The 18,588-nt window shown below is 34.1% G+C and carries 18 protein-coding genes; 12 read left to right on the top strand and 6 right to left on the bottom strand.

Annotated elements, in window-relative coordinates:
- Window positions 1-80: 80 nt before the first annotated feature.
- The 3 genes from FLAK523_RS03380 to FLAK523_RS03370 all read right to left on the bottom strand — a co-directional run bounded on the left by FLAK523_RS03380 (window position 81) and on the right by FLAK523_RS03370 (window position 3,665).
- The gene (locus FLAK523_RS03380) at window positions 81-581 is read right to left on the bottom strand and encodes a DUF6646 family protein (RefSeq protein WP_248906552.1); all 501 of its coding nucleotides are present in this window, start codon (window positions 579-581) and stop codon (window positions 81-83) included.
- A gap of 48 nt (window positions 582-629) precedes the next feature.
- Window positions 630-1,355: a metallophosphoesterase family protein gene (locus tag FLAK523_RS03375; protein WP_248906550.1), complete on the bottom strand. Its 726-nt coding sequence runs from the start codon at window positions 1,353-1,355 to the stop codon at window positions 630-632.
- Window positions 1,356-2,516: 1,161 nt separating this feature from the next.
- Window positions 2,517-3,665 (bottom strand): ATP-binding protein, encoded by a 1,149-nt coding sequence (locus tag FLAK523_RS03370; protein ID WP_248906548.1) that lies wholly within the window; start codon window positions 3,663-3,665, stop codon window positions 2,517-2,519.
- 109 nt (window positions 3,666-3,774) lie between these two features.
- On the opposite strand from FLAK523_RS03370, the gene FLAK523_RS03365 reads away from it, so the two are divergent.
- Window positions 3,775-4,617: a DUF4382 domain-containing protein gene (locus FLAK523_RS03365; protein WP_248906547.1), complete on the top strand. Its 843-nt coding sequence runs from the start codon at window positions 3,775-3,777 to the stop codon at window positions 4,615-4,617.
- 70 nt (window positions 4,618-4,687) lie between these two features.
- On the opposite strand, the gene FLAK523_RS03360 is transcribed toward FLAK523_RS03365, so the two are convergent.
- A complete protein-coding gene (locus FLAK523_RS03360) occupies window positions 4,688-5,440 on the bottom strand; it encodes an SDR family NAD(P)-dependent oxidoreductase (protein WP_248906545.1) in 753 nt (250 codons plus the stop codon).
- A gap of 60 nt (window positions 5,441-5,500) precedes the next feature.
- On the bottom strand, window positions 5,501-6,373 hold the full coding sequence (locus FLAK523_RS03355; protein ID WP_248906543.1) for an aldo/keto reductase family oxidoreductase: 873 nt from the start codon (window positions 6,371-6,373) through the stop codon (window positions 5,501-5,503).
- Window positions 6,374-6,596: 223 nt separating this feature from the next.
- On the opposite strand from FLAK523_RS03355, the gene FLAK523_RS03350 reads away from it, so the two are divergent.
- The 8 genes from FLAK523_RS03350 to FLAK523_RS03315 all read left to right on the top strand — a co-directional run bounded on the left by FLAK523_RS03350 (window position 6,597) and on the right by FLAK523_RS03315 (window position 15,763).
- Window positions 6,597-7,601, top strand: a complete 1,005-nt coding sequence (locus tag FLAK523_RS03350) for a MoxR family ATPase (RefSeq protein WP_248906541.1) — start codon at window positions 6,597-6,599, stop codon at window positions 7,599-7,601.
- 83 nt (window positions 7,602-7,684) lie between these two features.
- Window positions 7,685-8,548 (top strand): DUF58 domain-containing protein, encoded by an 864-nt coding sequence (locus tag FLAK523_RS03345; protein ID WP_248906539.1) that lies wholly within the window; start codon window positions 7,685-7,687, stop codon window positions 8,546-8,548.
- 19 nt (window positions 8,549-8,567) lie between these two features.
- Entirely contained in the window at window positions 8,568-10,199 is a 1,632-nt protein-coding gene (locus FLAK523_RS03340) for a BatD family protein (protein WP_248906537.1), read from the top strand.
- Window positions 10,199-11,200, top strand: a complete 1,002-nt coding sequence (locus tag FLAK523_RS03335; RefSeq protein WP_248906535.1) for a VWA domain-containing protein — start codon at window positions 10,199-10,201, stop codon at window positions 11,198-11,200. The genes FLAK523_RS03340 and FLAK523_RS03335 overlap by 1 nt, the downstream gene beginning before the upstream one ends.
- Window positions 11,201-11,300: 100 nt before the next feature.
- Window positions 11,301-12,335 carry a VWA domain-containing protein gene (locus FLAK523_RS03330; RefSeq protein WP_248906532.1) on the top strand — a complete coding sequence of 345 codons (1,035 nt, stop codon included), beginning with the start codon at window positions 11,301-11,303 and terminating at the stop codon, window positions 12,333-12,335.
- 46 nt (window positions 12,336-12,381) lie between these two features.
- On the top strand, window positions 12,382-13,152 hold the full coding sequence (locus tag FLAK523_RS03325) for a tetratricopeptide repeat protein (protein WP_248906531.1): 771 nt from the start codon (window positions 12,382-12,384) through the stop codon (window positions 13,150-13,152).
- 97 nt (window positions 13,153-13,249) lie between these two features.
- Complete coding sequence (locus FLAK523_RS03320) at window positions 13,250-14,995, top strand: BatD family protein (protein ID WP_248906529.1); 1,746 nt, start codon at window positions 13,250-13,252, stop codon at window positions 14,993-14,995.
- 21 nt (window positions 14,996-15,016) lie between these two features.
- Window positions 15,017-15,763 (top strand): tetratricopeptide repeat protein, encoded by a 747-nt coding sequence (locus FLAK523_RS03315; protein ID WP_248906527.1) that lies wholly within the window; start codon window positions 15,017-15,019, stop codon window positions 15,761-15,763.
- Between the two features lies 1 nt (window position 15,764).
- On the opposite strand, the gene FLAK523_RS03310 is transcribed toward FLAK523_RS03315, so the two are convergent.
- A complete protein-coding gene (locus FLAK523_RS03310) occupies window positions 15,765-16,286 on the bottom strand; it encodes a CvpA family protein (RefSeq protein ID WP_248906525.1) in 522 nt (173 codons plus the stop codon).
- Window positions 16,287-16,427: 141 nt separating this feature from the next.
- Here FLAK523_RS03310 and FLAK523_RS03305 point away from each other — a divergent pair, with 141 nt between their 5' ends.
- The 3 genes from FLAK523_RS03305 (at window position 16,428) to FLAK523_RS03295 (ending at window position 18,427) form a co-directional block, all read left to right on the top strand.
- Window positions 16,428-16,784, top strand: a complete 357-nt coding sequence (locus tag FLAK523_RS03305; protein ID WP_248906523.1) for a hypothetical protein — start codon at window positions 16,428-16,430, stop codon at window positions 16,782-16,784.
- Between the two features lie 124 nt (window positions 16,785-16,908).
- Entirely contained in the window at window positions 16,909-17,928 is a 1,020-nt protein-coding gene (locus FLAK523_RS03300) for a phenylalanine--tRNA ligase subunit alpha (protein ID WP_248906521.1), read from the top strand.
- 91 nt (window positions 17,929-18,019) lie between these two features.
- Complete coding sequence (locus FLAK523_RS03295) at window positions 18,020-18,427, top strand: hypothetical protein (RefSeq protein WP_248906520.1); 408 nt, start codon at window positions 18,020-18,022, stop codon at window positions 18,425-18,427.
- Window positions 18,428-18,588: the final 161 nt, after the last annotated feature.

Below are 18,588 nucleotides of genomic sequence, written 5' to 3'. Positions count from 1 at the left end.
AGCATACCAACAAAAAAGGCAATTTGAGTTTTTCAAATTGCCTTTTTTTATGCTTAATAAATTTTTGCGCTAAACGAAAATTACAAATTAAACGAAGCTCCGATATTGAACGTAAACTGGTTGTTTAAATTATGACCAAAAGAGGTCTTGTTAGTGTCGTATTTAGCAATTGGCACTCCAGCTTCACCAAATAATCCAAAACCATCCGTAAAGAAATAACGGAAACCTAAGTGAGCCCCAAAATTTTTCAGACCTAAATCAAGTCCAGGATAGATATCCATATTAGATTCAAGTTGCAATACACTACCTAAGTTAGCATTAAATCTAGCTTTTAAGTCAATTCTATCTCCAAATTCAGGAAGGTTGCCTAATGCATCTTTAGAAGCAGACAATAAGTAATTAGTAGTTAATCCTAGTGACATGTTTTCTCCAATTCCAAAATCTGTAGACACGAAAATACCTGTACCTCCGTTTTGAATAGTAGTACCTATCTGCCCTTTAACATCTCCATTTCCTTTGAATGCTTGTGCGTTTAACAGACAAACAGACAGCAATAATAACAACGTAGCAATCTTTTTCATACTTTTTATATAAATGATAATATTCGTACAAAATTAGTTCATTAAATTCTAATTTCTCCCTTTCTCTTCAAAATATAAGTGATTCAGGGGTTCGCTTTGCCAAAATTCTTTAGTGTCAATGTCCATAATGGTCAATGGCCCTTTAAATGCGGCTCCGGTATCTACGTTCCAAACACAGGCTCTTTGTACTGGAATGGTTTTATCTATTCGGGTTACGGGTGTGTGCCCAATGTAAACTTCGTTGTATAAAGTCAGTCTTTTTGGATACAAGGAATCATTGGGTTTGATGCTTGGGTCTAAAGCCAATGCAGTTTCCCACAGGGTTCTGTCCCAATAAAATAATTTAGGGAAATATTCCGCTTTAACTCCATTCATATTGGTAAAACCAGCGTGAATAAACAAGCGGTTTTTGTTGTCCAGATAGTAATCTAATAAAGATTGTAAAAATTCAATGTGTTTTTGTTTGGTCTCCGCAGGAACTATTTCATAAGCCGAAACTGTTGATTCCCCGCCGTGTTTGTACCACATTAAATTTTCTTTACTGTCTTTTAGCCAATGCAATAATAAATCGTCGTGATTTCCCCGAATGAAAAAACATTCGTTAGTAGATTTCAATTCGATTAAAAAATCAATAACCTGTGGTGACTGACTCCAGCCATCTACATAATCCCCGAGGAATATCAAAGTGTCTTTTGGAGTCACTTTGGCTCTTTCCATGATTTGGTGAAGGGCTCGCAAACCACCATGTATGTCGCCTATAACTAATGTTCTCATTTGTAATGTTCTCAATGTGTTTTGTAAAATGGCTGAGGTGCTTTTGTTTTACATTATAAAAATAGGAAAAAGAGTTAGTACCCAAGAATATTTTACTGAATTTTTCATAAGGAAATCCAATGCAATTGTTATAAATAATTATTTAAGTTTAGGGTAGTGTATTTTAATTCTCCGTTTGAAAGAAAGTAAAGACTTCAATTATTCTGTGTTTTTTTGTCCCATCTTGCCTTTTTGTCCCTTTTAATTGATGTAAAATATACTTGTATAACTTATCTGGAATGGCTCTTTTAAATATACCCACTTTTGGTGATTGTTTGATGTTGAAATTAAGATTAGTTTTACAAAAAATAAAATTTTATTCAAATGAATGCAATTATCGCTTTTACATTATTGATGGTTCGGGTATTGTGTAATATTTTAAAAGAGACCTTCTTTAGTTAAAAACAATATGAATAAGTGTCTCAGTATTTTTTTAGTGAAATAATACGTGATTACAAGGTAATCGAGTGGAATTGTGTTTTGTGAAAAATAAAACATTCATAAAAAATTCTACTCTCTAATTAAATAAACACACTATGTTAGAATTCGCATATATTAGTCTAATTGTTTTCTATTTTCTTTTTTGGATTTTCTCATTATATAAATTGATAAAATTTCAACAAATGGAACCAATTACAAAATTGTTTTTAATACTATTACTTATAGTTTTACAACCATTAGGGTTAATTATTAGTTGGATCTATTTATACACAAGAAAAAGTCAGCTGTTATCATTGTTAGAATAATCTAAATTGAAAACTACAACTTCCAGTTAATATAAATCCTCACTGATAATCGCGTTTAAACTAGATTAGGAAGGTTTTTTCTAACTAAAAAGAATATTTAGCCTTTGATTAAACTGTATTAAAAAGGACAGTTCAGTTTGTGTCTTTAAGAATAGTTCTATTAAACTATCTTTAAATTTATGTTAAATACTTCCGAATTAACATTTTATGTTATTAATTTGTAATTCAAGAATGTCACCCATTAAAGTGATTGTTTTGTGTCATAATTTAAATTTTTACAAATAAATAAATTTTTTTAAGATGAATACACTTATCGCCTTGTCCCTTCTTATTGTTCGAATGATCTGTAGTTTATTAAATGATATTTTATCAATTTTCAGTCTTCATATTTAGCATTATATTTCATTTTCCTTAAAATCCGCATAGCTTCTTTAAAAGACAAGTAGATTTGGGGGAATTCTTTTAGTTGCGTTTTAGCATCAATCAATTTATCTTTTGCATCCTCAAATCCGTTGAGGTAGCAAATCATAAAAGTCGAGGGAAGGTTTTCTAAATCCTTTTGTTCTCGTCCACTTAACGAATGTCCTTTTTTTAATTTACTCAGCAAAGCAATGTTGGTATTGTAAATATGGAACAGCATTTTTTTGTTGTATTCAGGTGGCTGAAACAGCATTTCAGTTTCTATTTTGTAATACCCATTTTCCTGAAAATGAATCGTCTGTTGTTCTAAAGGGTAGAAACTTGTTTTGTCATTCAATCCTAACGGAATGTATTCAATAATGGTGAAACTATCCTCGTCACAATTGATGGTTACTACATCTTGAGCTGAATAGAAAAGTTTAATCTGTTCGTTTATCAGTTCAATATCTACACGGGACAGATAGGTTTTATCTCGTACTCTTTTTGGAATTCCTGCCCAGCAAATCACAAATAGCTCTTTAAAGACCTTGTATTTTGGCGCCATATCCTTATGTCTGAAATTCATAAAATCAATCACGCCGTCGAGGGTGTGTTTGATGTTGTTTCGGGAGATATTTTCAATACCGGTAACGGTTTCGGTGTTTTGGAAATTTTTTTCAAAATCCCTACCCACGGGTGTTGTATTACTGCCCCGTCTAATGAAAACACTATTTGCTGAAATGGTATGTATTCCTTTTTTGAAAGATGAAATTTCTGTTTTTGGTTTTATGGTCACTAGCCCTATTACCTTATCCTTTGGCAAATTAGGAAAGGGGATGTTTTCATATTGAATTATTGGAGGGTTATCCAGGTATGCATTCACCAAATTTTGAATTCTACTGTCATCAAAAAAATCATCACCCACAATTTGATTGTCTTGATCTTCAACCCCAACAACAATATAGGAATTATTCGAAGGATTAGAATTTGATAATGCACAGATGTGTTTCAGGAATTTTGACTTTCCCTCACGGGTATGTAAATTCAACTGACGCTTTTTATCATAAAAACTGCTCTCATCATTGTGAGCAAGTAAGTTTTTTATAAGTAATCGTTTGTTAATCATTGTTAAAGTCGCTGGTTTGAATTTAAAACGTACTAAAGTGAAATGTTACGCGTTTTAAATTTAGTAAATTTGAGTATATAAAACGAACAAAATTAAATAGTTAGGAATTATGAAAAAGATAAAATTTTACGTTTCGAGTTTTTTTATGGTAGCAATGATAAGTTTGTTGTTTACAAACTGTTCTAATAATGATTCTTCACAAACATCGAAAGTGACCATTAGAATGGTAGATGCTCCAGGAGATTATGACGAAGTGAATGTGGAGGTACTGGATGTTTTGATAAAAGACAATTCAAATACGGACGATCAAGGATGGATAAGCATTGGGGATAAAACCCAAGTAGGAGAAGGCAAGATTTATAATTTGCTGGATTTAACTGGCGGTGTAAATGTATTATTAGCGGACAATGATGTGCCGTCAGGATATTTGGGTCAAGTTCGATTGTTACTTGGTGATGAGAATACTATTGTGCTTAAAGGAAGCACTAATGCTATTCCATTGAAAACACCAAGTGCTCAACAATCTGGATTGAAATTAAAAGTAAATCAAACTTTAGAAGCGGGGAAAAGTTATGAGTTTTTATTGGATTTTGATGTAAAAAATTCTGTAGTTAAAGCAGGGAATTCAGGGAACTATAACCTACATCCAGTTATTAGAGTTTCAACTAAAGAAAATACTGGTGGAATAAAAGGAGTTATAATTAGTCCTTCGCCTTTTCCAACTGATTTTGTGGTCTTGGTGTCAATTCCTATTGAAGGAGGAACGATTACAACATTTATGAAAATAGAAAATGGGATGTTCCAGCTAAACGGAGTACCTACAGGTGTGTATACTGTAACTTTAGATCCAGGTGCAACCTCGATTTATGCAACGAAAACTATTGAGAATGTTGTTGTGATCAACGGAGCAATTACTGATGTAGGCGATCAATCGTTTGTTTTAAAACCATAATAGAGATATTAATTTGAATAAAAAAAACAGCTAGCTAGCTGTTTTTTTTTATTCAAAAACTATAATTACACTAGTCTCTTTTCACAATCGTTGATGAAGCTTGGGCGGTAGGCATCACAATCAAATCGGCAATATTGACATGATACGGTCTTGAAACCACAAAATGGATGATATCGGCAATATCTTCGGCACGCAAAGGTTGGAGTCCTTTATACACATTTGCTGCCTTATCAGTATCACCTTTAAAACGAACTTCGCTAAACTCCGTCTCCACCATTCCTGGATGGATGGCACCAACTCTAATTCCGTATGGATTAAGATCCATTCTCATTCCTTTGTTTAAGGCGTCAACAGCATGTTTTGAGGCGCAGTACACATTTCCATTCGCATACACTTCTTTTCCTGCGGTTGAACCAATGTTGATTATATGACCTGCTTTTCTTTCGATCATTTGGGGTATAATGGCTTTAGAAACATACAACAACCCTTTTACATTGATGTCAATCATAGCGTCCCAATCGTCTAAATCTCCGCTTTGAATAGGGTCTAATCCATGCGCATTTCCTGCATTGTTGATTAGAATATCAATTTTAGAAAAGGCTTCTGGTAGGGAATTTATACTTTCCATAACGGCTTTTTTATCCCGAACATCAAAGTTTAAAGTATGTACTTCCGTTAGTTTTGATAGTGAAGTAACTAATTCTATTAATCGGTCTTTCCGTCTTCCACAAAGAATAAGTTTATAGTTTTTTTGGGCTAATAGTTCTGCTGTTGCTTTTCCAATTCCGCTGGTAGCACCAGTAATCAGGGCTGTTTTATTCATGATTTGAGTCTCTTATTCTTTTTAAGTTTAAAGAATTATGTAAATTAGTGTATTCAGTCTTTATGGTACATTTTCCCCAATACTTTCTGTCCAGATTGCAAACCAGTCTTCAATATCCAATTCTAATTCGACAGCTTTCATTAAGGATTGTATTCGAATCACGTTTACTGTTCCAGCAATAGGAATGATTTTCGCGGGATGTTTTAATATCCAGGCTAATAAAAGAGTGTCAGAACCTAGATGGTATTTTGAAACTAAATTTGCTAATAATTTTTTCAAACGATGTGTTTGTGGAATATCTTCCCTGAAAACACATCCCAATGGATTCCATGACATAGGGCGTATGTTGTGCATTTGCATATAATCAAGACTACCATCATTCATGGGCTCAAAATTAGTTGCAGAAAATTGTAATTGATTGAAGCTTATTTCCGTTTTTTGACGGATCAATTCTGTTTGAGAAGAGCTGAAGTTTGAAACTCCAAAATCGATGATTTTACCCTCACTTTTAAGTTTTTCTACAGCTTCTGCAATTTCGTCAGCTTGCATTAAAGGGCTAGGTCTGTGCAATAAAAGGACATCTAGATAATCAGTTTGTAATTTTTTTAAGGATTGCTCCACGGACCAAATAATATACTCTTTTGAACAGTCGTAATGTTTAACTAAATTGTTTCGTTCTTCTGACTGTAATTGAATGCCACACTTCGAAATTAATTGGAGTTTCTTACGATCAATTTTACTGTTGTTAAAAGCTTTTCCAAATTCAAATTCGGTAGTGTAATCACCGTAAATATCAGCATGATCAAAGGTTGTGATTTTGTTTTCTATGCAAATGTGAATCATGCTCTCCATTTCTTTTATTGTAAGGTTTTTATCCCAAACTCCCCAATTCATAGTTCCGGCTATTACCGGAGATAGTTTTGTTTTACTCATGATATTATTATTTTATTTTCCTGACACAAATCAGGAAATTGTATTTAAAAATCGAATGTATTCTACAAGTTCTTAAAATTATGAAAATTGTATCACAATTCGACCTTAAAATTAACGGATTAGTGGAAGTTTTAACCATTTTTTAACATCTTACCTCTAAAAAAAAATTCAATTTGCAGTCTCAAAAGAAAGACATTAAAATCAAGGCTTTAAAAAATAAAAAATGGAAGAAAATACTGCGACAATAGACATTAGGTCAATCAATGAAAAAATTGAAAGAGAGAGCGCTTTTATCGATCTCCTTAGTATGGAAATGAATAAAGTTATCGTAGGTCAGAAACACATGGTCGAACGATTGTTAATTGGACTTTTAGGTCAAGGACATATTTTACTTGAAGGAGTTCCGGGATTAGCAAAAACTCTTGCTATAAATACATTATCACAAGCCATTCACGGTTCATTCAGCAGAATTCAGTTTACTCCTGATTTATTACCTGCCGATGTAGTGGGAACCATGATTTACAATATTAAGCAAAATGAGTTCTCAATTAAAAAGGGGCCTATTTTTGCCAATTTCGTTTTAGCGGATGAGATTAACCGTGCACCAGCCAAAGTACAATCGGCATTGCTTGAGGCGATGCAAGAGAAACAAGTAACCATTGGAGACACGACATTCAAGTTAGACAGACCATTCTTAGTATTGGCAACTCAAAATCCAATTGAGCAAGAAGGAACATACCAACTTCCAGAAGCGCAAGTCGATCGTTTTATGTTGAAAACGGTTATTGACTACCCAAAAATGGATGAAGAACGTTTGGTAATTCGTCAAAACCTTAAAGGGAGTTATGAGAAAGTAAACCAAGTGGTTTCTGTAGAGCAAATTTTACGTGCACAAGAAGCAGTTCGTGAGGTTTATATGGATGAAAAAATCGAGAAATACATTCTGGATATCATTTTTGCAACTCGTTTTCCAGAGAAATATAAATTAGCTGATTTGAAACCATTAATCAGTTTTGGAGCATCTCCACGTGGAAGTATCAATCTAGCTGTTGCGGCTAAATGTTACGCTTTTATTAAACGTCGTGGCTATGTAATTCCTGAGGATGTACGCGCCGTAGTTCATGATGTATTGCGTCATAGAATAGGTGTTACATACGAAGCAGAAGCGGAAAATGTTACTTCTGTAGATATCATCAACAAAATTATTAACGAAGTAGAAGTACCTTAAGATTTGTTTAATGTTTAATGTTTCAAGTTATTAGAATGCGAACTTGAAACCTTAAACTTTTTAAACTTTAAACAAATTAAAAAATGGATACAAAAGAACTTTTAAAAAAGGTACGGAAAATTGAAATCAAAACCCGAAGGCTGAGCGATCATATCTTTTCGGGGGAATACCATACTTCTTTCAAAGGACGTGGAATGACTTTCAGTGAAGTGCGTCAATACCAGTATGGAGACGATATTCGTGCCATTGACTGGAATGTAACTGCGCGTTACAATGAAGCGCATGTGAAAGTTTTTGAAGAAGAACGTGAATTGACTATGATGTTAATGGTCGATATTTCGGGATCAGAAAGTTTTGGTTCTAAAAACCAATTCAAAAAAGAAATCGTTACTGAAATTGCAGCAACTATGGCTTTTTCTGCCACTCAAAACAATGATAAAATTGGCTTGATATTATTTTCAGACCAAATAGAACTGTATATCCCACCAAAGAAAGGACGTTCACATGTGTTGCGTATCATTCGAGAATTAATAGAATTCCACCCAAAAAGTCAAAAAACGGATGTAGCCCAGGCTTTGAAATTTTTATCAGGAACCCAAAAGAAGAAAGCAATCGTTTTTATGATTTCTGATTTTATGGCGGATGATTATGAGCATACCTTGAAAATTGCTTCTAAAAAGCACGACATTACAGGCATTAGAGTGTATGATGTTCGAGAAGAAAAAATGCCAAACATAGGTGTTGTTTCAATGCTTGATGCTGAAACTGGAGAAACGCAATTGATTGACACTACCTCTAAATCTGTTCGATTTGAATATGAAAAATACTATCATGACAAAGTGAACTATTTCAAGGAAACCTTTAGAAAATCAGGTTCAGGAGTGGTGAACACTAGGGTTGATGAAAGCTATGTAACCAAATTATTAGGCTATTTTAAATCGAGATAGTGATTTTCAAAAATAAAGAATGAAAAAAAACATATACCTACTATTACTTCTTTTATCTACTGCCGTTTTTGCACAACAAAAGCGCGTAGTGACGAGTATAGATACTACAAAAAACAAAATTGGAGCCGAATTCAAACTGACATTTAAGACATCTGTAGATACTTTGTCTAAGGTCGTTTTTCCTAAATTGAAAAATTTTGGGGCTTTAGAGGTGATTCAGTCGTATCCTATTGATACCGTTAAAAACAATGACCGGTATGAATTAATCAAAAAATACGGACTGACTCAATTTGATTCGGGTAAATATGTTATTCCAAGTGTTAAAATTCTAATCAACGGCAAAGCCTATCTGTCGGATTCTCTTTTAGTGGAAGTGGCTAATGTGCAGGTGGATACTTTGAAGCAAAAGATGTATGATATTAAAGACATAGTTCCCGTAAACAATCCTATTGGGAATTGGTGGAAATATCTTTTAGCGATTATATTGCTTGTTGGAATTGGAGCTTTGGTTTATTGGTACATAAAAAAACACCAAAAGAAAAAGATTGAAGAAGAAGTGTATAAAACGCCAATCGAAAGAGCGACGAGTTTATTGAACACTTTAGAACAAAAAGAACTTTGGCAAAAAGGAGAAGTAAAAGCGTATTATAGTGAATTGACTGATATTGCTCGAAATTATATCGAGGAAGCTATAGAAATTCCAGCTATGGAAAGCACGACTTCTGAATTGATTGTTGGTCTAAGAGCCGCTTCACTTAAAAAGAAAATGACGGTTTCCCAAGAAACAATCGAAAACCTGGAAAGAGTTTTGAAGCAAGCCGATTTAGTGAAGTTTGCCAAATCAAAACCACTAGATTATGAGATAACCGAAGACCGAAATAAAATTCAAAAAGCAATCTTAACGCTAGACAACTCTATACCGGTAGTTGTAGAAATAGAAGAAGATACTTTGCTTAATGAAGCACAAAGACAAAAACAAGTTGAAATTCAGCTTAAGAAAAAAAGAAGCAAGCGCATTCTTGTAGCAGTTTCTTCGGTTCTTTTATTGTTGGTAACTATTACAGGTTTTTTCATAGTCACTAAAGGTTTTGATTATGTGAAAGACAATGTGCTAGGCCATCCTACAAAAGAATTGCTGGAAGGGGAATGGATAAAAAGTAATTACGGAAACCCGGGTGTTATAATAGAAACGCCAAAAGTACTTAAGAGAATTGATCTTACTAAATCATTGCCTAAAGATGGATTGGCTTTAATTAAGGAAATGCAGTCTTTCGCTTATGGAAGTATGTTAGACAATTTCTATGTTATGGTTTCCACAATTAAATACAAACAAGAGGCTGAAATTGATTTAAAAAAATCAATGGAGGTTACTTTATTGACCTTAGAATCTCAAGGTGCTCAAAATATGATTGTCAAAGATGAAGATTTTGAAACCAATGAAGGAATTACAGGTCTTAAAAGTTATGGTTCTTTTTCTAAATTAGACAAAGACAGTAAAAGTAGTATGAAGCTGTATTATGAAGTGTTGTTGTTTAAGCAAAATGGCGGATTGCAACAAATCATAATTTTTCACGAAGAAGGAGATACTTATGCGAATGATATATCAGACAGGATATTGAGTTCTGTAGAACTTAAAATAGCAAGTAAATAATGGCGAGTATAACGTTTTTAAATCCAGAGTTTTTTTGGTTGTTTCTTTTAATACCAGTTGCAATAGCGTGGTTGTATTGGAGGAGAAATACGCAATCAGCAACTTTGAAAATAAGTTCGATTCAGGGTTTTAAATCTTCCAAATCATTGTTGGCAAGATTAAAACCTTTACTGGGAGTGATGCGATTAGTAGCGCTTAGTTCATTGATCGTTGCTATGGCTAGACCTAGAACAGTTGATATTAGTAATAAAACCAAAACGACAAAAGGAATCGATATCGTTATGGCTGTCGATGTTTCCGGGAGTATGTTAGCCAAAGATTTAAAGCCAAACCGTATGGAAGCACTTAAAAGAGTGGCGGCTGACTTTGCTGGCGAAAGGCCTAATGACCGAATAGGATTAGTCGTTTATGCTTCGGAAGCATATACTAAAACGCCTGTGACCAGTGATAAAGCAATTATTCTGGAAGCAATAAAAAGTATAAAATACGATAATGTTTTACAGGATGGAACAGGAATCGGAATGGGATTGGCGACAGCCGTAAACCGATTGAAAGACAGTAAAGCCAAGAGTAAAGTGATTATACTTTTGACTGACGGAGTAAATAACGCCGGATTTATTGAGCCTGAAACAGCATCAGATATTGCCAAACAATACGGAATCAAAGTATATACCATCGGGATAGGAACAAACGGAATGGCCGAATTCCCATACGCAATTGCTCCTAATGGAGGATTTTTATTCCAGATGATGAAAGTCGAAATTGACGAAAAATTGATGCAAAGCATTGCTAGAAAAACAGACGGGAAGTATTTCCGTGCGACAAGTAATAGCAAGCTGGCTGAGATTTATGGTGAAATCAATAAATTAGAAACCACAGAAATCGAAGAATTGAAATTCTATGATTATGATGAAAAATTCAGGCCTTTTGTTTGGTTTGCAGGGTTGTTGCTTTTAGTGGAAATAGTATTGAGAAAGACGGTTTACAGAAGCTTTATTTAGAATCCCCACCCCAACCCTCCCCAAAGGGGAGGGAGCCGGAACTGCAAACTGTTTTTGGAATTGGTGTTTTGCTATTTGGAATTTGGAATTTAAAAAATATATGGAATTAGACGAAAAAAAATATTTATACCTCCTTTTTATACTACCATTGATAGTATTGTTATTTCTATTCAATATGTATTGGAAAAGAAAGAAACAAAAGGAATTTGGTGATTTAGATTTAGTGAAAAGACTAAGTCCTGAGAGTTCAGTTTTCAAGCCTGTTTTGAAATTGGTAGTGATGCTTTTGGCTTTCGCTGGTTTGATTTTAGGATTGGTAAATCCAAAAATAGGGACTAAGATGGAAACGGTAAAACGCGAGGGAATCGATATCGTTTTTGCTATGGATGTCTCCAAAAGTATGCTGGCGGAAGATGTTGCGCCAAACCGTTTAGAGAAAAGCAAACAATTAGTTTCCCAGATATTAAAACAACTGGGGAATGACAGAATAGGAATTGTGGCTTATGCAGGAAGTGCTTTTCCAGTATTACCTATTACAACTGATTATAGTGTTGCCAAAATGTTCTTGCAAAGTATGAATACTGAAATGGTTTCTTCTCAAGGAACTTCGCTTGATGAAGCCATTACATTATCCTCTACTTATTTTGACGATAAAAGCAAAACCAGTAAGTTATTGATCTTGATTTCTGATGGAGAGGATCATTCAGAAGGAGCGGAAGCTGCAGCTGAAGAAGCCAATAAACTGGGAATGAAAATCATCACTATTGGCGTGGGGACTGAAAAAGGAGCGACAATTCCATTGAAAAGAAACGGGGTAGTGGAAAGCTATCAAAGAGACAATAACGATGAGGTGGTTATAACGAAACTAAATAAACCGAGTTTAGAACTTATTGCCAAAACCACAAAAGGTGGTTATGTAAATGGGAATAATACCAAGGAAGTTTTGGAATATATAAAAAACACATTGGATAACATTCAGAAAACCGAATTTGAAGCCACACAAATGGCCGATTTTCAATCTCAATTTCAATGGTTTTTAGGATTTGCTTTTGTACTGTTGTTTATGGATGTTTTCTTTCTCGAAAGAAAAACAAACTGGGTAAACAAGTTGAATTTATTTAATGAAGATAAATAGATGTTTATTCCTTTTTAATAGAAAGGGCAAACATAATTTAATGAAAATGAAAATAGAAAAAAAATACTTACAGGTCTTGCTTTTGTTCCCTATATGGGGAGCGGGAGGTTTGTATGCTCAAGAAAAAGATAAAGCATTGCCAATTGCAAATGAGGAATATGCCCAAAATAAATTTGTTGATGCTGAAGCAAATTATAGGATTTCGCAATCTAAATTTTCTAAAAGAACAGTAGCTCCATACAATTTAGGAAATGCAATTTATAAACAAAATCAAGTGTCTGAGGCAAAATTATCTTATTTAAGAGCCTTAGAAAACATAAAATCCAGACCTCAAAAACATAAAGCATACCATAATCTTGGAAATGTTTTTATGAAAGAGAAGGATTATTCACAAGCAGTTGAAGCCTATAAAAACGCACTTCGTAATAAACCTTCGGATGAGGAAACGAGGTATAATTTTGCTTTAGCTAAAAAAATGCTAAAAGAGAATCCGCCTAAAGACGATAAGGACAAGGATAAAAAAGACAAGGATAAGGATAAAAAGGACCAGGACAAGAAGGACCAAGACAAGAAAGATCAGGATAAAAAAGACGATAAGGGCAAGGATAAAAAAGACGACAAAGGCGATCAAGACAAGAAAGATCAGGATAAAAAAGACGATAAAGGAGATCAGCCAAAACCGAAGCCTGGAGGAATTTCTAAACAACGTCTAGAGAATCTTTTGGACGCTGTGAATAATGAAGAAAAGAAAATTCAAGATAAGGTTAATGCCAATAAAGTTAAAGGTAAACCTGTAAAAACTGAAAAAGACTGGTAAAAATAAATGCTAAACAGTTTGAGCTTTTTATAATAACAATATAATATACTCCGTTTTGACTCGCTCTTTTTTGGAGCAGGTTGGGGAGAGGAAAAAAATGAGAAAATATTTATTTTTAATACTGCTAAGTTTTCAAGGACTTCTGGCTCAGGTACAATTTGAAGCCAGAGTAAGCAAAACTACCCTTGGACTTAATGAGAGATTGCGCATCGATTTCATTATGAATATCGATGGCGATAATTTCATTCAGCCGTCATTTGATGGTTTTAGAATCATTGCTGGCCCAAGTCAGCAAGTGAGTCAGTCTTGGGTAAACGGAAGGAGCTCATTCGAAAAAATATATTCATACTATCTATTGCCTAATCAAAAAGGGAATCTGGTTATCAAGCAAGCTGCAATTGAATATAATGGGCAAGTTTATAAAACGTCACCAGTTAAAATAACAGTAACTGCTGCTATTGAAGAACCAAAGGATCCAAATGATACCAGCATTTCTGCGGATGATAATTTGTATCTAATCGCTGATATTTCTAAAACAAATCCCTACATCAACGAACCCATTACGGTAGTCTATAAATTGTATTTCAGTCATAACATTGGAATAACAAATTGGAGAGAACTTAACAAGCCAAAATACAATGATTTCTGGAGTCAGAACATTGATATAAAACAACTCGTTGCCGAAGAAGGAATGTTTAAGGGCGAGAAATACCGTTATATAGTATTAAGAAAAACGGTATTGTATCCTCAAAAAACAGGAAAGCTTAATATTGAGCCGTTGTCAATGGATATTGATGTACAATTGCCAACAAATCGAAGAGATATGTTTGGTCGTGTAGTTATCACTGAAGGGAATAAAAGAGTTTCGGCTGGAGCCAAAACAATAACAGTTAGACAACTTCCTGAAGCCGGTAAACCTGAAGATTTTACAGGAGCGGTAGGGAATTTTGATTTTAAGGTTACGCCTTCCAAAACGAACCTTAAAAATGGGGAAAGCCTTGATTTAGTTGTTAGTGTTAGCGGTAAGGGAAATATGAAATTATTCAATTTACCAAAACCAGTAGTGCCTAACGCCCTTGAAATGTATGATGCAGTTCATACAGATCAGGTAAATACTTCTCTAGCCGGAATGACCGGAAAAATTTCAGATAGTTATACCATCGTTCCACAGTATAAAGGGAATTACCCTGTGAAACCAATGCGTTTTTCTTATTTTGATTTATCAACGGGAACTTATAAAACTATAAATTCACCTGAAATTATGATTAATGTCCTTGATGGTCCTACAGACACTAGAACGACATCAAACCCAAATAATACCAAATCTAAAAGCGTTATTGCGGAACAATTCAAATACGTTAAACTTGCGACTAATCTAACACCAGTAAAAAGAACTGATTTTTTTGGGTCTACAATGTTTTACAGTTTGTTGTTTTTGCCTTTTTTAATTCTGCCAATTGTCATTTTACTTAAAAAGAAAAAAGAAGCTATTGACGGTGATGTAGTGGGGAATAGAATAAGAAGAAACAATAAGCTTGCTAAGAAATATTTATCGGAAGCCAAAAAACAAATCAATAATAAAGAACTGTTTTATGTAGCGCTTGAAAAAGCAATGCATAATTTCTTGAAAGCCAAACTTCATATTGAAACATCAGAAATGAGTAAGGACAATATTAAAGAGTTATTGTTGAATAAAAATTCCGATCCAGATGCGGTAGCTGATTTTATAGCACTTACTGAAAATTGTGAAGTGGCGCGTTATGCTCCTTCGTCTAGTGCGAGTATCCAGCAGGATTTTGATAAGGCGGTGTCGATAATTTCTGTTTTGGAAAAACAGATTTAACAATTGTTAATTTACAATAAAATGAAAAACATACTATATATCCTCTTATTAACCAGCCAAATCTTTTTTGCCCAAAATGGCTTCGAAATAGGGAATGATTTGTATAAAAAAGGGAATTACGATCAGGCCGTTAAAGCCTATGAAGGCGTGTTGGAAATTAATAAACAGCATTCAGCCGAATTGTATTTTAACTTGGCGAATAGTTATTATAAGCTCAATAAAGTAGCGCCTGCAATTTATAATTATGAAAAAGCATTAGTGTTAAGTCCAGAAAACAAGGACGTATTAAACAACCTTAGATTTGCACAAAAAAGAACTATTGATGAGATAAAAGTGGTTCCAAAGGTGGGTTTTGCCAAATTGCTAAGAGATTTCACGGGAATATACCATTACAATACTTGGGGATGGATTGCTATCTCTTTTTCGTTTTTGTTTTTATTTTCGTTTTTGGGTTATTACTTTTCACAAATGACATTGGTAAAAAGACTTTTTTTCTTCGGGATGTTTGCACTATTGGTGTTGTTGGCTATAAGTATGATGGCCGCCTTATTCGAAAAGAGCTATTACGAAAATGAAAAACCTGCTATAGTTTTTGCCGAAATGACAAAAGTTAAAAGCGAACCTAAAAAGTTAAGCTCGGATATAATAATGCTTCACGAAGGAACCAAAGTTTTTGTGGAAGATTCTGTTGGTAACTGGAAAAAAATCCAATTAACAGATGGAACCGAAGGCTGGATTGAGTCGGCAGCAATTAGAGAAGTGAAGTAAGCTATTTTTTCTTATCGGTAGCTTTCTTCTTAACACTATCATACCAGTTTTCAATGGTTGGGAATAAGAAACCAGCCGTTTTTTGGATCGGGTTATAGAAAAGAGAATTGTCTAATGTTTCTTTTTCGGCAAAAGTGTTGTTGAAATTTATTTTTTCGAAAACAGAAAGGAAGATACTGATAATCATAACCGTTTTTAATACCCGAAAAAAACCTCCTCCTAGATTGTTTACCAAACCGATTTGAGCAAAATTAGCAATACCTGTTAAGATCTTACCGAGAAAGTAGATTGCCGCAACAACAGCAATAAAGAGAAAGATAAATGCGGTTACTTGAATAGTACGTGGATTCCAAGACACAAAGCCTGACAAAATTTCTTGAATTGCCGACGAGAATTTTAAAGCAACATATATTCCTACGATAAGGGAAACGAGTGAAGCCAATTCCACAAAAAGGCCGTTTTTAAGACCTTTAAACAAAGAAAATGCCAGTAATCCACCCAGTATAATATCTAAAAAACTCATATTCCAGTTCTTAAAATTAAAAAAGCAAAGATAAAAGAATTGTCCGTTATCCGATGTCAATTTTCAAGTTACTATCTTTGCCGAAATAATTTTATAAATTATGAATTTATAACTCATAATTCACAACTCATAATTAATAATATGTCAAGAGACACACAACTTAAAGAACGCTGGGAACAGCTTGTAAATATACTTTCGGATCAATTCTCACAGGGAGAAGATTTAGATTTAGACGCCATTATTTATTTAATAGGCGTTCAGGAACTAGGAAAAGTACATCGTGAATATAAAAAAGACGAAAAACTTAACTTGATGCATATTGCCATTTGCCGTTTATTAGAGCCTTATGGGTTTTATGAATTCGACTATTTTGACGAAGAAGGTTGGCCGCATTACAGTGTAAAAGAAGAGTTGCCACCACTGAGGGCAGGGGAACAATCAGTATTGATGAAAGAAGCGATTGTTAGCTATTTTATCGAAAGAGAACTTATAAAGTAAGGATTTAGTCCCGAAGCTTCGGGAGCATATTTAGGATTTTTGATTTTAGCGTGTAAACTTTGAACTTTAAACTTTAAACCTGAAACAAATTTTGTAAATTTGCACTCTCAATTATTGGATGAAAATGATAGACAAGATAAAAGAATATATTGGTGAAGCTCAAGCTTTCTCGACACAAAACGCATCAGAATTAGAAGCATTCCGAATTAAATTTCTGGGAAGTAAAGGACTTTTAAAAGACTTTTTTGCTGAATTCAAAAACGTTCCAAACGATCAAAAAAAGGAATTCGGACAGGTGATTAATTTATTAAAAACCACTGCCGAAGACAAAGTAAAATCAATACAAGAAGCCCTGGAAAGCAAGGAAGAAACCAAAGGATTCTATGGTGATCTGACACGTTCGTCTGAACCTATTTCCATTGGTTCACGTCATCCTATATCATTGGTGAAAAACCAAATCATAGATATCTTTTCAAACATAGGTTTCAATGTGTCTGAAGGTCCGGAAATCGAAGATGACTGGCATAATTTTACCGCATTAAACTTACCGGAATACCATCCGGCACGTGATATGCAAGACACTTTTTTCATTCAAACAAACCCTGATATTTTGTTGCGTACCCACACATCATCTGTTCAAGTGCGTTATATGGAAAACAATAAACCGCCCATTCGTACGATTTCTCCGGGAAGAGTTTTCCGTAATGAAGCCGTTTCGTCACGTTCTCACTGTATTTTTCATCAGGTAGAAGGATTGTATATCGATAAAGACGTTTCTTTTGCTGACTTAAAACAAACATTGTTGTATTTCACCAAAGAGATGTTCGGTAAATCTAAAATCCGTTTGCGTCCGTCTTATTTCCCGTTTACGGAACCAAGTGCTGAAGTGGATATTTACTGGGGGTTGAAAACAGAAACCGATTATAGAATCACTAAAGGAACTGGTTGGTTAGAAATTATGGGTTGCGGAATGGTAGATCCTAATGTCCTTAAAAACTGCGGAATCAATCCTGATGAATACAACGGATTTGCTTTTGGAATGGGAATAGAGCGTATTGCTATGTTACTTTATCAAATAGGTGATATCCGAATGTTTTATGAAAACGACGTGCGTTTCTTAGAGCAATTCAAATCCTCAATTTAGTCAAAAGGCATAACGTCAAAAGTCGAAAGATCATCTATTGAAGATGAATCCGACTTTTAGACTTTAGGACCTTAGACTTTTAGACTAACTTATGAAAAAAGACATTCAAATCCCCGAAGTAGAAAATGTATTTGTTGCTGCCGTTCAAGAATGGAGCGACGATTTCATGGAGAAAGTATGGTATGCTTATTTAGTAAATGACAGTGACTTTCTTATAGAAAGTGTAATGGTTGTTTCTAAAGCTTTTGGAACGATTGACGGAGAAATGAAAAAGACGTCGCTTTTGCGCCATGCATTTGTTGAAGTTCCTGCTGTTTCTGTAGTTAAAATTGAGATGATTGAGAAAAGTGTTTTGACACTAAACAATGAATTTTCAGTTTCATATTTTATTGGAAATAAATTATACGATAAGAAGTTTATTTTCAAAGCCAATTTCAACTCTGAATCGGAGATAGAAGAAGTGCCTATTTTATTCGTTGATGGAGTAATAGTGAGGTAGATTTTTAAACCAAAAAAGTGTTGACTTATAAAAACCTAGAGGTTCCCTTTTTATAAATCCTAATTGAAATGCCAATTGTTTAACTCAAAATCAATTGGAAACATTCGCCAAGAAAAAATTACGATTCTGTTTACAATCCCCCGTAAACAATACAAATCATA

Origin of the sequence: Flavobacterium sp. K5-23, assembly GCF_023278045.1 — a bacterium.
In the GTDB taxonomy this organism is placed as follows: Bacteria; Bacteroidota; Bacteroidia; order Flavobacteriales; family Flavobacteriaceae; genus Flavobacterium.
This window is presented reverse-complemented; position numbering and strand designations above follow the sequence as displayed.